This window comes from Actinophytocola sediminis (assembly GCF_054779715.1).
In genome coordinates this window covers 67,115-82,311 of the sequence record NZ_BAAGXS010000047.1, presented here as the reverse complement: position 1 = coordinate 82,311, position 15,197 = coordinate 67,115, and the positions used below count along the sequence as shown (strand labels likewise).

Below are 15,197 nucleotides of genomic sequence, written 5' to 3'. Positions count from 1 at the left end.
CGGGCCGCGGCCAGCCTGCCGGCCGCGCGGGCACCGAGGTAGGCGAACGCCGCACCGGCGAGCACCGCGCCGACCGCGGCGATCGCGACCAGGTACCGGGGCAGCGACGGCGTGATGGACCGGCCGCCGTCGGGGGCGATGCCGGCACGCACCAGCTGGTCGTAGTTCACCGCCATCACCTTGATCGCGGTGAGCGGCTCGGCGGCGAACTGGTCGACCCCGTTGCCGATGATCGCCTCGGCGACGTACTGGTTGCCGAAGTCGTCCTCGCCACCGAACTGGGCGCAGCCGTAGCGGTTGAACTCGCCCTCGTCGTTGGGGGTCAGGAACATCACCACGGTGCCGTCGGCCGCCCGCGCCACGTCGTCGCAGGCGTCCGCCGCGTCGGTGCCCTCGTCCAGGAATACCGCCACCAGCCTGCGGTTGCCGATGATCCGCTCCGCCGCCTGCTCGTCCAGCTCGATCCCGGGGGCCGCGTACACCGACGAGGTGCGGACCTCGCTGGCGATCCTGCCCTCGAGCAGGCCGGCGGACCACAGCGCCCAGCCGGCGAGCACCACACAGCCGAGCACCGCGAACGCGAACACCGAACGGGCCAGCTGGGACAGCAGCGGAATCACGAGACGCCCCCCGCGAGGTAGGTGGCCGGCCGGTAGTCGGCCCGGCCGAGCTTGCGGGCGACCGTGTCCAGCTCGGCCTCCGCGTCGCCGAGCAGCCGGGACACCTGTCTGGCCGGCAGCTGCTCGACGAGCGCCGAACGCGCGGCCTCGAGCTTGCCCATGCCGCGGACCAGTGCCGGGTCGCGGGACAGCGCCGAGAGCTCGATGGCCAGCGTGGTCAGCCCGGCCAGACGAGCGGGCGGCCGCCGCGACCCGCCACCGGCACCGCCGAACAGCGATCGGGTGGAGAGCACCAGGAAGCCGAGCACGCAGACGGCGAACAGCCACGGCAGCGCGGGCAACGCGACCCGCAGCGGGTCGAACGGCTGGTAGGGCAGCGGCCGGTCGAACAGCCCCGCGTAGCGCACGTCGAGCACCCGGCCGAGGTAGGCGTGCAGCACGTTCTCCTGCGGGTAGGCCAACCCGCTCAGCCTGCTGGCGAACTGGCCGTAGTAGCTGCCGTTCACCACGTCGGCGAACTCCGCGGCGTGCGGGCCGTAGTAGGAGATCCAGTTGCCGTACATCACGTAGAGCTGGGTGTCCGGGAACAGCTTGGTGAGCGCCGGGCCGTACTCGGGCACCGGCTGGCCGATGGGCTGCTGGGGGAACACCGCGAACAGCGCGCCCTCGAGCCCGTCCTCGTCGGCGACCTTGGGCAGGGTGTCGATCCGCGCGCCGGGCGCGGCGTGTAACCGGCCCGCGCGCAGGTCGGCGGCCACCGGGGCCAGTTCGGCCTCGGTCGGGGGCCGCCAGGTGACCTCGTCCTCGTCGGTTGGCGACTCCTGGTCGCGCATCCCGGCGAGCAGCGCCCGGATCATGCCGGTGACGTCCCCGGTGACGAACTGCGACCGCCAGCCGGCGAGGTCGTCGTTGGTGACCTCGTAGATCCCGCCGCTCACCTGGGTGCCGATGATCCGCACGGTGGCGATCTCGACCTCGTTGACCCGCGCGCGCTGTTCCTTGTCGAGACCGGGCGGCGCGACGAGGATCCGTACCGGATCGCCGTCGATCTCGCCGGCCAGGTCCTCGGCGAGCACCCGCTCGTCGAAGTCGGCGATCGCGCCGGGGAGGCGGACCACGCGGTCCCGCTCGAGCATGGCCGTCATCTCCTCGACCGACGGCAGCGTCGTGTCGGACAGCTCGCCCGCCGAGCCCTCCTTGACCGAGGAGTCGTCCGATGGCGATCGGCCGTAGCTGATGTCGGCGCTCTGCTGTTGGGAGATCACGAAGACCACGAGCACGGTCACCGCGACCGCGAGCAGGCCCCAGCGCAGGTACTGCTTGGCTATCGCCTTACTCATCGGTGGCCTCCCGCCACAACCGGTCGGCCCGCTCCGCGGACTCGGTCGCCTCCCGCGCCGCGTCGGTCCCACCGCCGGCCGCGGCCAGCAGCTCGGCGCCGCGCAGCAGTTCCTCGGCCGCCGGCAGGTCGACCGCGCAGGCGTCTCGACTCACCCCTGCTGAGTCGATGGCCGCCCGCGCGGTCGACCACGCGGCGCGCCGCCGCAGGTCGCGAGCACGCAACCGCGGCAGATACGCGCTGGCGAACCCGGCCGCGACCAGCAGCAACGAGCCGAACAGCCAGATCATCCAGGTCACCCGCACACTGTTACAGATCGACGCGCGGTATCACTGGGCGGTTCCCTTGAAGAGTTGACCTTGACGTTACGTCAACTTCTATCCTGGGGTCATGGCTTGGTCGATCGCGCAGGTGGCCCGGATGTCGAAGGTGACGTCCCGGACCCTGCGGCACTACGACGAGATCGGGCTGCTGCCGCCCGCCAGGGTCGGCGCGAACGGATACCGCTACTACGAGCAGGAGCAACTGCTGGCGCTACAGCAGATCCTGGTCATGCGTGAGCTGGGGGTCGGGCTGGACGCGATCGCGGAGATCGTGCACCAGGGCCGTGACCGGGTCGAGGTACTGCGCATGCACCGCTCGTGGCTGCTCGCCGAACGCGACCGGTTCCAGCGGTTGGCCAACACCGTCTCGCGAACGATCGACGAGCTGGCAGAACCGAGAGGAGGTGAGCGAATGAACGCGAAATCGATGGCGCACTGGTTCGACGGCTTCGACGACCCCGGTCGTCAGGAGGCCCTCCAGGAGGAGGCCCGGCAGCGGTGGGGCGCCGAGCAGGTGGACGCCGCCAACGCGAAGCAGACCGGCGGCGCCAAGCAGTGGTGGCAGGAGAACGGCCAGCAGTGGGCCGAGCAACTCGGCGCACTGGTCGAGCTGATCGACGCCGGCCACACCCCGGCCGACGCCGAGGTGCAGACGGTGATCGAGGGCCACCACCGGTGGCTGTCCGGGATGTGGACGCCCAACCGGGAGTCCTACACCGGTCTCGGCGACGTCTACGCCGACGACCCGAGGTTCCGGAAGAACTTCGACCGGACCGACCCGCGCCTGGCCGAGTTCCTGCGCGCGGCGATGGCCGAGTTCGCCAGGACCAGGCTCGACTAGCCGTACCACCGGGCGGGAGCGCCGCGGATCTCCCGACCGGTGGTGCCGGCTGGCCTATCCTCCACGCGTGGAGTACGGCGATTTCCTCGAGCAGATCGAGCACCAGGCGTCCGCCATGCGGGCCGCGGCGGTCGCCGCCGGCCCCGACGAGCCGGTGCCCACCTGTCCTGAGTGGACAGTGCGCAACCTCGTCCGGCACATCGCGAAGGTGCACAACTGGGTCACCCACGCGCTCGGCTCCGTGCCCTCCGCGCCGGAGATCCACCCGGACCAGGCGCCGCCGCTGTGGGACGACCTGCTGCCGTGGTGGGACGAGCAGGTCGCGACGATGCTCGACCGCCTGCGTACCAGCGATCCGGACAGGCCGGCCTGGGTCTTCCACCCCGACGTCGAGTCGACCGCGGCGTTCTGGGCCCGCCGCCAGGCACACGAGACCGCCATCCACCGGCTCGACGCCGAACACGCCCGCGCCCGCTCCGACCGCCCGGACGCCCTGCCGTCACTGGTGTTCGCGCCCGAGTTCGCCGCCGACGGGATCGACGAGGTGGTCGTGCTGATGGTGCCGCCCCAGCTCCGTCGCCGGCCGGTCGAGGTCGAGGGCACCGTGCTGTTCCACGCCGCCGACGCCGGCCGCGCCTGGCAGGTGCGGCTGACGGCGGGCGCGCCACCCGAGATCGGCCCGGCCACCGAGATCGACACCGACGCCTCGGTGGTCGGCACCGCCGACGCGGTCTACCGCGCAGCCTGGCACCGGCCGAGCACCGCGATCACCACCGGCGACCGCGCACTGGTCGAGGCGCTGCGCGCACCATGAGCCGCCGTTACGTGATCACCTTCGGCTGCCCGGACCGGATCGGCATCGTGGCCGGCATCACGACCTTCCTCGCCGAGCTCGGCGGCACGATCGTCGAGGCGGCCTACCACACCGACCAGGACACCGGCTGGTTCTTCACCCGCCAGGTGATCGACGCGGACACCCTGTCCGTCGACGTCGACGAGCTGCGGACCCGGTTCGGCGAGCTGGCCGCCGGGCTGGCCGCGCACAGCGACTGGCGGATCATGGACACCGCGTGGCGGCGGCGGGTGGTCATCCTGGTGTCCAAGGAGGGCCACTGCCTCTACGACATCCTCGGCCGGGTGGCCTCCGGCGAGCTGGACGTCGACGTGCCGGCGGTCATCGGCAACCACCCCGACCTGGCCGCGATCACCGAGGCGCACGGCATCCCGTTCCACCACGTGCCCTTCCCCGCCGGCGACCCCGACGGGCGGGCGGCCGCGTTCGCCGAGGTGGCCGGCCTGGTCGACCGGCACGACCCGTACGCGATCGTGCTCGCCCGGTTCATGCAGATCCTGCCGGCCGAGCTGTGCGCGGCGTGGGCCGGCCGGGCGCTGAACATCCACCACAGCTTCCTGCCCTCGTTCGCCGGCGCGCGGCCCTATCACCAGGCGCACCGCCGAGGCGTCAAGCTGATCGGCGCGACCTGTCACTACGTCACCGCCGACCTGGACGCCGGCCCGATCGTCGACCAGGACGTGATCCGCGTCGGGCACGCCGACTCGATCACCGACATGGTGCGCCGGGGGCGGGACATCGAGAAGGTGGTGCTCGCGCGGAGCCTGCGCTGGCATCTGGAGAACCGGATCCTGGTCCACGGCGACAAGACGGTGATCTTCTGATGCTGCCGGTCATCGACATCACCGACCCGGCGGCCGCCGCCGCGCCGATCGCGGACGCCTGCCGGGACACCGGTTTCTTCTACGTCACCGGCCACGGCGTGCCAGCCGACCTGCGGACCGAACTGGACGCCGCCAGCAGACGGTTCTTCGCGCTACCGGAGCGGCAGAAACTGGAGATCGCCATGTCCCGCGGCGGCCGGGCATGGCGGGGCTATTTTCCCGTCGGCGCCGAACTGACCTCAGGCCAACGGGATCTGAAGGAGGGCCTGTACTTCGGCGCCGAACTGGCCAAGGACCACCCCCGCGCCGGGCTGGCACTGCACGGCGCGAACCTGTTTCCCAGTCAGGTCCCGGAACTACGCCCGCTCGTACTGTCCTATCTGGACTCCCTGACCGCCGCGGGCCAGCAGGTGTTGCGCGGCATAGCGCTCAGCCTCGACCTACCGGCCGAGTACTTCGCCGCCGGCTACACCGCGGCGCCGACCGTGCTGTTCCGGATCTTCCACTACCCACCGGCGCCCCCCACGGATCCCGGCTGGGGCGTCGGCGAACACACCGACTACGGCCTGCTGACCCTGCTGGGCCAGGACGACAACGGCGGCCTACAGGTACACACCCCACGCGGATGGCTCGACGCGCCACCGCTGCCCGGCACGTTCGTGTGCAACATCGGCGACATGCTGGAACGGCTGACCGCGGGCTGGTACCGGTCGACCCCGCACCGGGTGCGCAACACCAGCGGCCGCGACCGGCTGTCGTTCCCGTTCTTCCTCGACCCGGACTTCCTCGCCGAGGTACCGCCCCTGCCCGACCGCGCCGCGACCGACGCCGGCGGGCGACGACGCTGGGACGGCGCCAACCCGTTGGCGTTCACCGGCACTTACGGTGACTACCTGACCGCGAAGGTGGCGAAGGTATTCCCCCAGCTGCGAGAGAATCTCACCTGAACGAGCCGGGCGGGCAACGGTAGGTTGGAACCATGCGTCCGCTGGTCCCCGGCATGCTGCTCGCTGCCGCGCTACTCGTCACCGGCTGCTCCGAGGTAGGCGAAGCGGTCGACCAGGCAGCCGAGGTCACCGACAAGGCGTCGGTGTGCACCGAGGCACTCGGCCTCACCGACCTGAACCCCCTGGTGGACCCGGAGAAACTCCGCGCCCGCGCCGAGGACAAGGAACAACGCCTACGCGAACTGGCGGAGAACGTCGGCGACCAGGACGTACAGAGCTCCCTGCTCACCCTGGCCGACTCCTACGTCGAGGTACAGCACGAACGCTTCGAGGACCTGTCAGTGATCGCCGGCTGGGCCAAACGCAACGCAGAACGCATCGAGGCCCTGACCAAGGCCTGCACCTAGCGGGCGAGCCCTTCGACGACCTCGGCGCCCGGCAGGGTGGCCAGTACCTCGCCGGGGACCAGCAGCTTGCTGCCCCGGATCCCGCTGCCGATGATCAGTTCTGGCGCCGCCGCGACGGCCGCGTCCACCAGTATCGGCCAGCCCTCGGGCAGGCCGATCGGCGTGATGCCGCCGTAGGCCATCCCGGTTAGTTTGACCGCGGTGTCCATCGGCGCGAACGACGCCTTGCGCACGTCGAGCCTGCGTCGCACGACGCCGTTGACGTCGGCCCTGGTCGTGGCAAGCACCAGGCATGCGGCGAACCGCTCCTCGCCCGCCCGCTTGCCGGCGACCACCACGCAGTTGGCCGACGCGGACAGCGGTGAGCCGTAGTGCGCGCAGAACTCGGCGGTGTCGGCCAGCTCGGGGTCGATCGCGGCCACGCCGAGGCGGTCGGCGTCGGCGAGCGCGGCCAGCGCCTTGGCTACCGGGTCGCCGAGCAGGTCCGGGCGGTCGGCGGCTGGTTCGACCGCCAACGAGCCCGCGATCGTCCAGCTCACCAGCGTTGCCCGCGTTGGACCTCGATCAGCCGGGGGCGGATGTCCACGATGTAGACCAGCGCCGCGACCAGACCGGCTATCCAGAAGATCCACCCGATCCCGGCGAAGCTGAACAGCAGCAGCGCGACGGCCGCGCCGCCGGTGATACCGAGCCAAGCGGGTTTGGTGAACCGATCGATCGCCGCATACGCGTCCGGACGCTGCATCAGGGCGTGGATGAACGCGAAGACCCCGACTGGCACGGCGGCCCAGTCGATGATCTGCAGGATCAACAGCGCTTCGTCTGGCACGACCCCAGACTACGTGCGCACCCGAGCGGGTGACCAGCGGACCGCCAACGACCTGCGGGCGCGCCCCGCACCGTGCTGGTGCGGGGCGCGCCCGGACGGAACAGGGCTACTTGTCGGTCTTGGGCCGGACCGCGTTGTTCCTGCGGGTGCCGGTCGCCGGCTTGCGCGGCGCGGTCCGGTTCGCGGCCTTGCGGGACACGCTGCGGGCCTCGTGTGCGACCTCGTCGCCGAGGCGCTCCACGGTCTCGGCGGCCTCGGTCGAGCGCTGCTGCACGGCGCGGGCGGTCTTCTCGCCGACCGAGCGGGTGCGGCGGGTGACCTTGGCCAGTACCTCGTCGGCCAGCTCGCGGGCGTCGCCCGCGGCGTCGCCGAGCCTGGTCTGCAGGGCGGCGATGGCCTCCTCGACCTGGTCGAACGACTTGCGGACCTGCGGCTGGGCACGCAGCTTGGTCAGCGTGTCCTCGCCCTGGTCGGCCAGCTTCTGGTACAGCTTCTGCGCGGCCTCGGTGTACTCGTCGACCAGCTTGCGCAGCTCGGACGGGTCCAGCTTCTCCCGCACGCCGGCCAGGTCACGGGGCAGCTCGTCGACCGCGCCCTTGGCGGCACCGGCACCGTCGTTGACCCGGTCGCGGGTGCGGTTCACCGCGTCCCGCACAGCCTGGGTGGCCAGGTCACCGGCGCCAAGCGCGGCCAGCAGCGGCGTACGCAGCACCTCGGCGGCCTGCTCACCCGCCTTGCGGACATCCTCGGTCTTGGGCAATGCGACCATCTGTCTCACTCCTCGGATTCGGGGTCCGTTCGGCCTGGTCGTTCACCGTCCACATCGGACCCCGATGGTGTGGATGGGACTCTTGTCTCGTTCTCCCCGCGGAAGGACTCGTACACGTCGAGCAGGATCTGCTTCTGTCGTTCGCTCAGCGCGTCGTCGGCACGCACCGCGTCGACCACCGGGCCACCCGCGACCACATCGAGGATGCCGGCCTGCACGTACAGTGCCTCGGCCGAGATTCGCAGGCCCTTGGCGATCTGCTGGAGGATTTCCGCGGACGGCTTCCGCAGGCCCCGTTCGATCTGGCTGAGATAGGGGTTGGACACCCCGGCGAGCTTGGACAGCTGCCGCAGCGAGATCTTGGCCGACGCCCGCTGCTGCTTGATGTACTCGCCGATGTCCCGTCCGAGGTCGGCGACCCTGCCGGTGACCTGGTCGATTCCCGACTCTCCGGTCGAACCCATCGTGGCCGCACCTCCTCGTTTGCTCTCACCAACGACCGTACGCCGGGTTGCTAGCAGTTGCAAGCGCGATGCTTGCGCAGGTCACGTGGGTGCGGTCACAGTGACGCGACTGGCGGTAGCAGGCCGCGAACCCAGTCGGCGACCACCGTGGCGGTGTCCGCGACGGTGCGCTGGGTGGTGTCCAGCAGCCGCATCGGCGGGGTGGTCTCGCCACCTTTGGCCAGCACCCAGTCGTTGAACTCGAGCATCTCCTCGATGCGCTCGGCGTCCCAGCCGCGCCACGCCGGGCGGGCGCGCAGCCGCGCGCGCAGCACCTCGGGGGCACAGGTCAGCGCCAGATAGTGGATGTCGGTGAACAGCACCCGCTCCGGCCAGTACTCGAACTGCGGCGGCGCGACGGTGCCGCACAGCACCACCGGCCGGGCGTTCTGCTGGATGCTCGCGGCCAGGCGCAGCCAGGTCTGGCGGAACGCCGCGGAGTCCCCGGTCGGGTCGCGCAGCGCGCCGACCCACAGCAGGTCCTGCTCCAGCACGACGCACCGGTCACGCAGCAGGTCGACCAGCAGCCTGCCGACGGTGGACTTGCCGGTACCGCTCGGGCCGGTCAGTGCGAAAAGTGGTAAACGCCGGAACGGTTCCCGGTGTCCACATGAGACACACGCGAGCACCGTCCCGGCGCTGTCGAGCACGAGTTCCGGCTCGTCGGTCCACACTCCGCAGCCGGCACAGATCATGGGATTCATCGGTGTGGCACGGACTCGCCGCTCAGTCGAACAAACCCTCCAGGAAGCTCTTCCGCCTGCGGTGGCCGCCGTGATGGCCACCGCCGTGGCCGTAACCACGCGGCGAGTCCGAGTAGCCGTGGCCGCGGGGCGAGTCGGAATAGCCGTGGCCACGCGGGGAATCCCGGTAGTAGCCACCGCCACCGGGACGCGGTGGCGGCGGCGGGCCACCACCCGGACCCGGCTGGTACGGCGGCGGCGCGGCCTGGGCGGAGTACTGACGCTCGGCGTTCAGGATCGACTCGAGCTCACCCCGATCCAGGAAGATCCCGCGACAGCTGTCGCACTGGTCGATGTGGATGCCTTGGCGGTCCACGGTGCGCATCGTGTTCTGACACTTCGGGCAAATCACACAGACAACAGTACGCAGACCACTGTGTCCCCGGCCACCAGGGTTTGCCGGCGCGTCACTCGGTGCGCAGTGCGCTCAGCCGGGTCGCACCGCGCAGGAAGGGCAGTGTCAGCGCGGTCATCAGCACCGCGACCAGCACCGCGCCCGCCGACAGCAGACCGACACCGAGCCAGTCGACGGTCAGCCCGCCCGTGGTGGCCCGCAGCACCAACCAGGCCAACCCCAGCCCGGTCACCACCGCGGTCACCACGCCGAGCACGATCGGCAGCACCACCTGCCACAGCAGCGATCTGGCCAACACCCCGCGCGGCACCCCGGTCGCCACCAGCACCGCCAGCGGCCGGCGGCGCTCGCGCAGGTGTTCCAGTGCGAGCACCAGCAGGCTCACCCCGGCCAGCAGCAACGTGAACACCGAACCGGCGTACAGCCCGTTGCGGATGGTGACGAAGGTCTGCTCGTTGCCGCCCGAGTACTGACCTGGCGGGAAGACGAAGACATGGGTCCGCCAGGTGTAGGAGCTGACCGCGTTGCGGACCGACTCGAGGTCATCGGCGCTCGGCCGGTCGATGTCCACCCGGACCGTCGTCCGGTGCTCGGGCAGCGCCAGGCCGGCGAGCGCGCCCGGCGTGACGATCATCGAACCGGTGCGGTCCGGAGAGCTGTTCGCGGGCAGTTCGGTGACCGCCGGCACGGTCCAGGTGTCGGTGACCTCGTGGTCGCCGAGCTCGCCGGTCATGCTGGACGGCCCGTAGTCACGGAACTCGAGCACGGTGCCCGGCGCCGGCGTCTCGCGTATGGCCCCCGGCCAGGCGAACGCGTCGCCGTCGGTGCAGTCGGCCGCCCCGGCCAGCGCCCGCACGGCCGCGCAGTCCATCACGCTCAACAGCGGATGGCTCTGCCCGTCGGCCGTGCCAGGGGCGTAGGCCGCCAGTTCGCCGAGCACGTGCGTGCCGGCCACCCTCGGCACGGCCGCGAGGTCGGCGGCGACGTCCCGTGCCATCGAGGACTCCTCGATCCGCACCTCGATCATCGGGTCCCGGGGGCGGGCGTCGCCAGACACGCGCACATCGCCCTCGGTGGTCAGCAGGATCGCCTGCAACGCGATCGCGCCGGCCAGCACCACCGAGATCCCGCCGACGACCCGCGCCGGCGTGCCGGTGTCCAGCTGCAGCCGCCGGATGGCCAACTGCCAGGACGTCGGCCCGCCCCTGATCCGCCGCACGGCCAGCTCCAACAGCCAGGGCAACAGCACCGGCACCCCGACCACCAACAGCATGGCCCCGGTCGCGATCGCCAGCGGACCGAGGTCGGGCCCGTAGCCGGCGTCGCCGCCGACGATCAGCAACGCCACCCCGACCGCGACCAGCCCCAACCGCCACCAGCCCCGGCGGCGGACCGGCCAGACATGCCGGACCACGCCGAGCGGCTCGATGATGGTGCGCCGCAGCGCGAACTGCGCGGTCGCCACCGCCAGTACCGGCACGGCGAGCACGATCAGCACGGTCAGTACCGGGTCGGGCACCACGTCCTCGACGTACACCCGCCGGCCGAACAGCTCGACCTCCTCGGCGAACAGCCGGGCGAGCAGGAACACCCCGGCGCCGAGGACCAGCCCGGCCAACGCGCTGACCACCCCCTCGGCCGCCGCGATCCGGCGCACCTGCCGCGATCCGGCGCCGACCAGCCGCAGCGCGGCCAGCCGCCGGTCGCGCTCCGCGCCCGCGATCCGGCTCGACGAGCTGACGAAGACGAACACCGGCACCAGCAGCAGGACCGTGCCGACGAACAGGACCAGCAGCTGCTCCGGCGGGATCGACGAGCCGCGGCTGACCCCGTCGAACTCGTAGACCTGCTGGGTGTTGCTCGACTCGGCGAAGGCCGGGTCGGCGCCGACGTAGGCGCGCAGGTCGTCCGGCTCGGTGACCAGCGCCCGCCCGAGGGTGCCGGTGATCTCGCCGGGCACCCTCGGCCGGAGCAACTCCCCGGCCGGCGAGGCCAGCAGGTCGATCAGCGCGGGCGAGGCGACCACCTCGCCGGGGGCCGGCAGTCGCTCGAGTCCATTGGGCAGCGGGTAGTTCTCGCCATCGGCGTAGACGTAGACGAACTCGACCCGCTCGCCGTGGAACGTGGTCGGCTTCATCGCCCAGTACAGCGGGTCGACCCCGTCGACGGGCACGTCCGCACCGATCGAGTCGGTCGCCGAGCGCGCCTCGTGCTCGGCGACCACACTGCCGATCGACGCGCCGAACAGCAGGACGGCCACCCCGATCGCGATGCCGACCGCGCTGAGCAGGAACCGGGTCAGTGCGCTGGCACCACCGCCGAGCGCCAGCCGGAGTCCGAGGGCGAGGTCGCCAAGCCACCCCCTCACGCGAACTCCACCGCCCTGGTGTGCCCGTCGCGGACGATGACCTCGCGGTCGGAGTAGGCCGCGACCCTGGACTCGTGGGTGACCAGGACGACCGCGGCGCCGGTCTCCCGCGAGGTCTCGGTCAGCAGGCGCATCACGTGCTCGCCGTTGAGCGTGTCGAGCGCGCCCGTCGGCTCGTCGGCGAAGATCGCCTTCGGCCCGGTGACCAGCGCGCGGGCGACCGCGACCCGCTGACCCTGGCCGCCGGCGACCTCGCCGGGACGCTTGCCGGCGATGTCGTCGACCTCCAGCCGGGCGAGCCACTCGGTGGCCAGGGCCTCGGCGTCGCGCCGCCGGCGGCCGCCGAGGCGCAGCGGGAGGGCGACGTTCTCCAGGCAGGTCAGCTCCGGCACGAGCTGGCCGAACTGGAACACGAAGCCGAACTCGGTGCGGCGTAGGGCACTGCGCCGCTGGTCGGACATGGTGGCCAGGGGATGGCCGGCATAGGTGACCGTGCCGGCGTCCGGCGTGATGATGCCGGCGAGACAGTGCAGCAGGGTCGACTTGCCGGAGCCGGAGGGCCCCATGACGGCCACGACCTCGCCGGCGGCCACCGCGATCGAGGCACCGTCCAACGCCTTGGTCCGCCCGAACGACTTGGCCACGCCCTGGGCCAGCAGCAGCGGCTTCATGACCGGACCTGCTTTCCCAGGTCGGCCAGGCGCGCGGTGGTGAGTTCCAGCCAGCGCAGGTCGGCTTCGAGGTGGAACAGCGCGTGGTCGCAGATGAGCTGGTCGGACAGGTCGCCGCGGACCTTGCGGGCGGTCAGCTCGCGCATCAGGGCGAGGTGGGCGGCGCGCTGGGCGTCGAGGACGTCCTCGGCGTCGCGCGCGGACAGCAGCGCGAGCACGACCTTGGTGTAGAGGGTGCTCTGCAGGTAGAGCTGCGGCTTCTCCGGCGTGGCGAGCCACCGTTCGACATCGGTGACGCCCTCGGCGGTGACCGCGTAGCGCTTGCGGTCGGGGCCGCCGCCCGGCTCGACGCCGTCCTCCTCGATCAGGCCGTTGCGCAACAGCCGGGACAGGGTCGAGTAGACCTGCCCGTAGTGCAGCGGGCGGTCGTGCCCGAAGTGTTCGTCGTAGGCGCGCTTGAGCTCGTAACCGTGTCGTGGCCCGCGTTCGAGGAGCCCCAACAGTGTGTGGCTGACTGACATGGCGCGACAATACACAGGGTGTATAGCCGGTCTCTATACACCCCGTGTAGTGCGCTCTGACCTGGTGATCAGCCGCAGAGGCAGAACGGATGCCCGGCCGGGTCGGCGTAGACCCGGAACGACTTCTGCGTGTCGAGCAGCGTCGCGCCTAGGCCGATGGCCCGCTCGTGTGCGGCGTCGGGATCGTCGACGTTGAAGTCCAGGTGCAGTTGCTGGGGCAGCTCACTGGTCGGCCAGGTCGGCTGCCGGTAGTTCTCGACCCGCTGGAAGTCGAGCCGCATGCCGTGGTCACCGACGATCGAGACCCAGCCGCCGTCGGCGTACCCGTCGTTGTACTGGTCGGTGTGGATCGTCCACTCCAGCAGCCGGGCGTAGAACTCGCCGAGCGCGATCGGGTCGGGGCAGTCGAACACCACCGCGTGCACGCGTGGCACGGACATGCCGCCTCCTTCGTGACGTAACCATCAATTGGCGGACACAAGTTATCACGCGGCAGGCCTAGAGTGGAGAGGTGACCGAGGACGTGACCTTGGTGTTGGACTTCCTGAACACGGTCGATGTGGAGCAGGGCACCGACCTGCTGGACGACCCCGTGGCGTGGGACGGCTGGCTCACCGAGCGAGGCCTGGTAAGTGGCGGGGTACCCCCGCGGGCGGTGCGCACGACCCTGCGCGCGGCGGTCGGCGACCCGGACGCCGGCGCGGCGCCGGTCTCCGCGCCGGTGACCGTGACGGTTTCCGTGGCGATGGTCGACGGCCTGCCGACCGTGGTGGCGCCCGACGTGGTCGGCGCGGTGCTGGCGGCGGCGAACCGGCTGGCCGTGCTCGGCCGGTGGGACCGGGTGAAGATCTGCCCGGCCGACGACTGCCGGTGGGCGTTCTACGACCGCTCGCGCAACCACTCCCGCACCTGGTGCTCCATGCAGGTCTGCGGCAACCGGGAGAAGGCCCGCACCTGGCGCGAACGCCGGTCCCGCCCCGCCGCGATGCCCTGAATGAGGCATTGGCGACGCTCAACGTCCTGAATGAGGCATTCAGGGCGGTCCCGGGCCGGGTCAGAGGATGAGCTGGGCGACCGCGTAGATCAGCAGGCCGGCCAGCGCGCCGACCACCGTGCCGTTGATCCGGATGAACTGCAGGTCCCGGCCTACCTGCAGCTCGATCTTGCGCGAGGTCTCCTCGGCGTCCCAGCGCCCGACGGTGTCGGTGATCAGCGTGGTGATCTCGTCGCGGTAGTTGAGCACCACGTACGCGGCCGCGCCCTCCACCCAGCTGTCGACCTTCTCCCGCAGCGCGTCGTCGCCGGCGAGCCGGCGGCCGAGGGCGGCCAGGCCCTCGCGGACCCGCTTGCGCAGCTCGCTCGACGGGTCCTCGGCGGCGTCGAGCAGCATGCCCTTGGCCGTTGACCAGGCAGAGCCGATCACGTTCTGCACCTCGCGGTGCTCCAGAATCTGGTGCTTGACCTGCTCGGCGCGCTCCATCGTGATCGGATCGGTCTGCAGGTCGACGGCGAACTCGGCGAGGAACTTGTCGATCGCGAGCCGCATCGGGTGGTCCTGGTCGGTCTTGACCAGCCAGGCGAACGACAGCACCTCGCCGTAGACCTTGTCGGCCACCATCGAGTCGACGAACCGGGGCGACCAGCTCGGCGCGCGGTCGGACACCACACGCAGCACCGAGTTGTGGTTGTTCTTCACCCACTCGTAGGCGCGGTCACACATCAGGTCAACGAGCTTGTGGTGCGACCCGTCGGCGAACACCCCGGCCAGCAGCTTGCCCAGCGGCGGCCCCCACGGCACCGCGACCACCCGGCGCACCACCGCCTGCTCCAGCACGGCCTGCACGTCCTCGTCGCGCAGCACGGTGACCGCGCCGCGGACCACGGTCGCCAGCTCCGCGGTCACCCGCTCGGCGTTGGCCGGCTCGGCCAGCCACCCGCCGAGGCGCCCGCCGATGCCGATCCGGCGCAACCGGTCGCGCACGACGTCCTCGGCGAGAAAGTTGGTGCCGACGAACTCACCGAGGCTGTTGCCGAGCGCGTCCTTGCGGGTCGGGATGATCGCGGTGTGCGGGATGCGAATCCCCAGCGGATGGCGGAACAGCGCGGTGACCGCGAACCAGTCGGCGAGCGCGCCGACCATGCCGGCCTCGGCCGCGGCCTTCACGTAGCCGACCCAGCCGGGGGCGCCGGCCGACTGCCAGAACGCCGTGGCGAGGAACACCACCGTCGCGCCGAGCAGGAACGACAGCGCGACCAGCTTCATCTTGCGCAGGCCGCGTTGTTT

The 15,197-nt window shown here is 71.3% G+C and carries 20 protein-coding genes; 6 read left to right on the top strand and 14 right to left on the bottom strand.

All coding sequences use genetic code 11. The features are described 5' to 3' along the window. From ACYVIP_RS27170 to ACYVIP_RS27160, 3 genes are all read right to left on the bottom strand, one after another. The coding region (locus tag ACYVIP_RS27170; protein ID WP_460401271.1) for a hypothetical protein at window positions 1–620 on the bottom strand (620 nt) is incomplete at its 3' end. Further along, complete coding sequence (locus ACYVIP_RS27165; protein ID WP_460401269.1) at window positions 617–1,960, bottom strand: hypothetical protein; 1,344 nt, start codon at window positions 1,958–1,960, stop codon at window positions 617–619. The genes ACYVIP_RS27165 and ACYVIP_RS27170, both read right to left, overlap by 4 nt. Next, a complete protein-coding gene (locus ACYVIP_RS27160) occupies window positions 1,953–2,249 on the bottom strand; it encodes a DUF6403 family protein (RefSeq protein WP_460401289.1) in 297 nt (98 codons plus the stop codon). Before ACYVIP_RS27160 ends, ACYVIP_RS27165 begins: the two co-directional genes overlap by 8 nt. Window positions 2,250–2,349: 100 nt before the next feature. Between ACYVIP_RS27160 and ACYVIP_RS27155 the strand changes: the two genes are divergently transcribed. From ACYVIP_RS27155 to ACYVIP_RS27135, 5 genes are all read left to right on the top strand, one after another. Further along, on the top strand, window positions 2,350–3,123 hold the full coding sequence (locus ACYVIP_RS27155) for a MerR family transcriptional regulator (RefSeq protein ID WP_460401267.1): 774 nt from the start codon (window positions 2,350–2,352) through the stop codon (window positions 3,121–3,123). A gap of 67 nt (window positions 3,124–3,190) precedes the next feature. Beyond that, window positions 3,191–3,937, top strand: coding sequence for a maleylpyruvate isomerase family mycothiol-dependent enzyme (locus ACYVIP_RS27150; protein ID WP_460401265.1), 747 nt, complete (start codon window positions 3,191–3,193; stop codon window positions 3,935–3,937). After that, window positions 3,934–4,800: a formyltetrahydrofolate deformylase gene (gene purU / locus ACYVIP_RS27145; RefSeq protein WP_460401263.1), complete on the top strand. Its 867-nt coding sequence runs from the start codon at window positions 3,934–3,936 to the stop codon at window positions 4,798–4,800. Before ACYVIP_RS27150 ends, purU begins: the two co-directional genes overlap by 4 nt. Continuing rightward, a complete protein-coding gene (locus ACYVIP_RS27140) occupies window positions 4,800–5,747 on the top strand; it encodes an isopenicillin N synthase family dioxygenase (RefSeq protein WP_460401261.1) in 948 nt (315 codons plus the stop codon). The genes purU and ACYVIP_RS27140 overlap by 1 nt, the downstream gene beginning before the upstream one ends. A 32-nt stretch (window positions 5,748–5,779) precedes the next feature. Continuing rightward, window positions 5,780–6,154: a hypothetical protein gene (locus ACYVIP_RS27135; RefSeq protein WP_460401259.1), complete on the top strand. Its 375-nt coding sequence runs from the start codon at window positions 5,780–5,782 to the stop codon at window positions 6,152–6,154. Here the strand turns inward: ACYVIP_RS27135 and ACYVIP_RS27130 are convergent. The 10 genes from ACYVIP_RS27130 to ACYVIP_RS27085 form a co-directional block, all read right to left on the bottom strand. Next, window positions 6,151–6,696: a YbaK/EbsC family protein gene (locus ACYVIP_RS27130; protein WP_460401287.1), complete on the bottom strand. Its 546-nt coding sequence runs from the start codon at window positions 6,694–6,696 to the stop codon at window positions 6,151–6,153. The two genes, ACYVIP_RS27135 and ACYVIP_RS27130, sit on opposite strands and share 4 nt — an antisense overlap. After that, entirely contained in the window at window positions 6,690–6,983 is a 294-nt protein-coding gene (locus tag ACYVIP_RS27125; RefSeq protein WP_460401257.1) for a DUF2516 family protein, read from the bottom strand. Before ACYVIP_RS27125 ends, ACYVIP_RS27130 begins: the two co-directional genes overlap by 7 nt. A gap of 106 nt (window positions 6,984–7,089) precedes the next feature. Continuing rightward, window positions 7,090–7,752, bottom strand: a complete 663-nt coding sequence (locus ACYVIP_RS27120; RefSeq protein WP_460401255.1) for a hypothetical protein — start codon at window positions 7,750–7,752, stop codon at window positions 7,090–7,092. A gap of 5 nt (window positions 7,753–7,757) precedes the next feature. After that, on the bottom strand, window positions 7,758–8,216 hold the full coding sequence (locus tag ACYVIP_RS27115) for a helix-turn-helix domain-containing protein (RefSeq protein ID WP_460401253.1): 459 nt from the start codon (window positions 8,214–8,216) through the stop codon (window positions 7,758–7,760). Window positions 8,217–8,311: 95 nt separating this feature from the next. Beyond that, on the bottom strand, window positions 8,312–8,950 hold the full coding sequence (locus ACYVIP_RS27110) for an AAA family ATPase (protein WP_460401285.1): 639 nt from the start codon (window positions 8,948–8,950) through the stop codon (window positions 8,312–8,314). A gap of 31 nt (window positions 8,951–8,981) precedes the next feature. Continuing rightward, window positions 8,982–9,350, bottom strand: a complete 369-nt coding sequence (locus ACYVIP_RS27105; protein WP_460401251.1) for a TFIIB-type zinc ribbon-containing protein — start codon at window positions 9,348–9,350, stop codon at window positions 8,982–8,984. A gap of 55 nt (window positions 9,351–9,405) precedes the next feature. Continuing rightward, window positions 9,406–11,721: an ABC transporter permease gene (locus tag ACYVIP_RS27100; RefSeq protein ID WP_460401249.1), complete on the bottom strand. Its 2,316-nt coding sequence runs from the start codon at window positions 11,719–11,721 to the stop codon at window positions 9,406–9,408. Continuing rightward, complete coding sequence (locus tag ACYVIP_RS27095; RefSeq protein ID WP_460401247.1) at window positions 11,718–12,392, bottom strand: ABC transporter ATP-binding protein; 675 nt, start codon at window positions 12,390–12,392, stop codon at window positions 11,718–11,720. Before ACYVIP_RS27095 ends, ACYVIP_RS27100 begins: the two co-directional genes overlap by 4 nt. Then, window positions 12,389–12,913: a PadR family transcriptional regulator gene (locus tag ACYVIP_RS27090; protein ID WP_460401245.1), complete on the bottom strand. Its 525-nt coding sequence runs from the start codon at window positions 12,911–12,913 to the stop codon at window positions 12,389–12,391. Before ACYVIP_RS27090 ends, ACYVIP_RS27095 begins: the two co-directional genes overlap by 4 nt. 68 nt (window positions 12,914–12,981) lie before the next feature. Beyond that, on the bottom strand, window positions 12,982–13,353 hold the full coding sequence (locus ACYVIP_RS27085; protein WP_460401243.1) for a VOC family protein: 372 nt from the start codon (window positions 13,351–13,353) through the stop codon (window positions 12,982–12,984). A gap of 71 nt (window positions 13,354–13,424) precedes the next feature. Here ACYVIP_RS27085 and ACYVIP_RS27080 point away from each other — a divergent pair, with 71 nt between their 5' ends. Beyond that, window positions 13,425–13,907, top strand: coding sequence for a CGNR zinc finger domain-containing protein (locus ACYVIP_RS27080; RefSeq protein WP_460401241.1), 483 nt, complete (start codon window positions 13,425–13,427; stop codon window positions 13,905–13,907). 60 nt (window positions 13,908–13,967) lie between these two features. Here the strand turns inward: ACYVIP_RS27080 and ACYVIP_RS27075 are convergent, their stop codons facing one another. Then, window positions 13,968–15,176: a DUF445 domain-containing protein gene (locus tag ACYVIP_RS27075; RefSeq protein ID WP_460401283.1), complete on the bottom strand. Its 1,209-nt coding sequence runs from the start codon at window positions 15,174–15,176 to the stop codon at window positions 13,968–13,970. Between the last annotated feature and the right edge of the window lie 21 nt (window positions 15,177–15,197).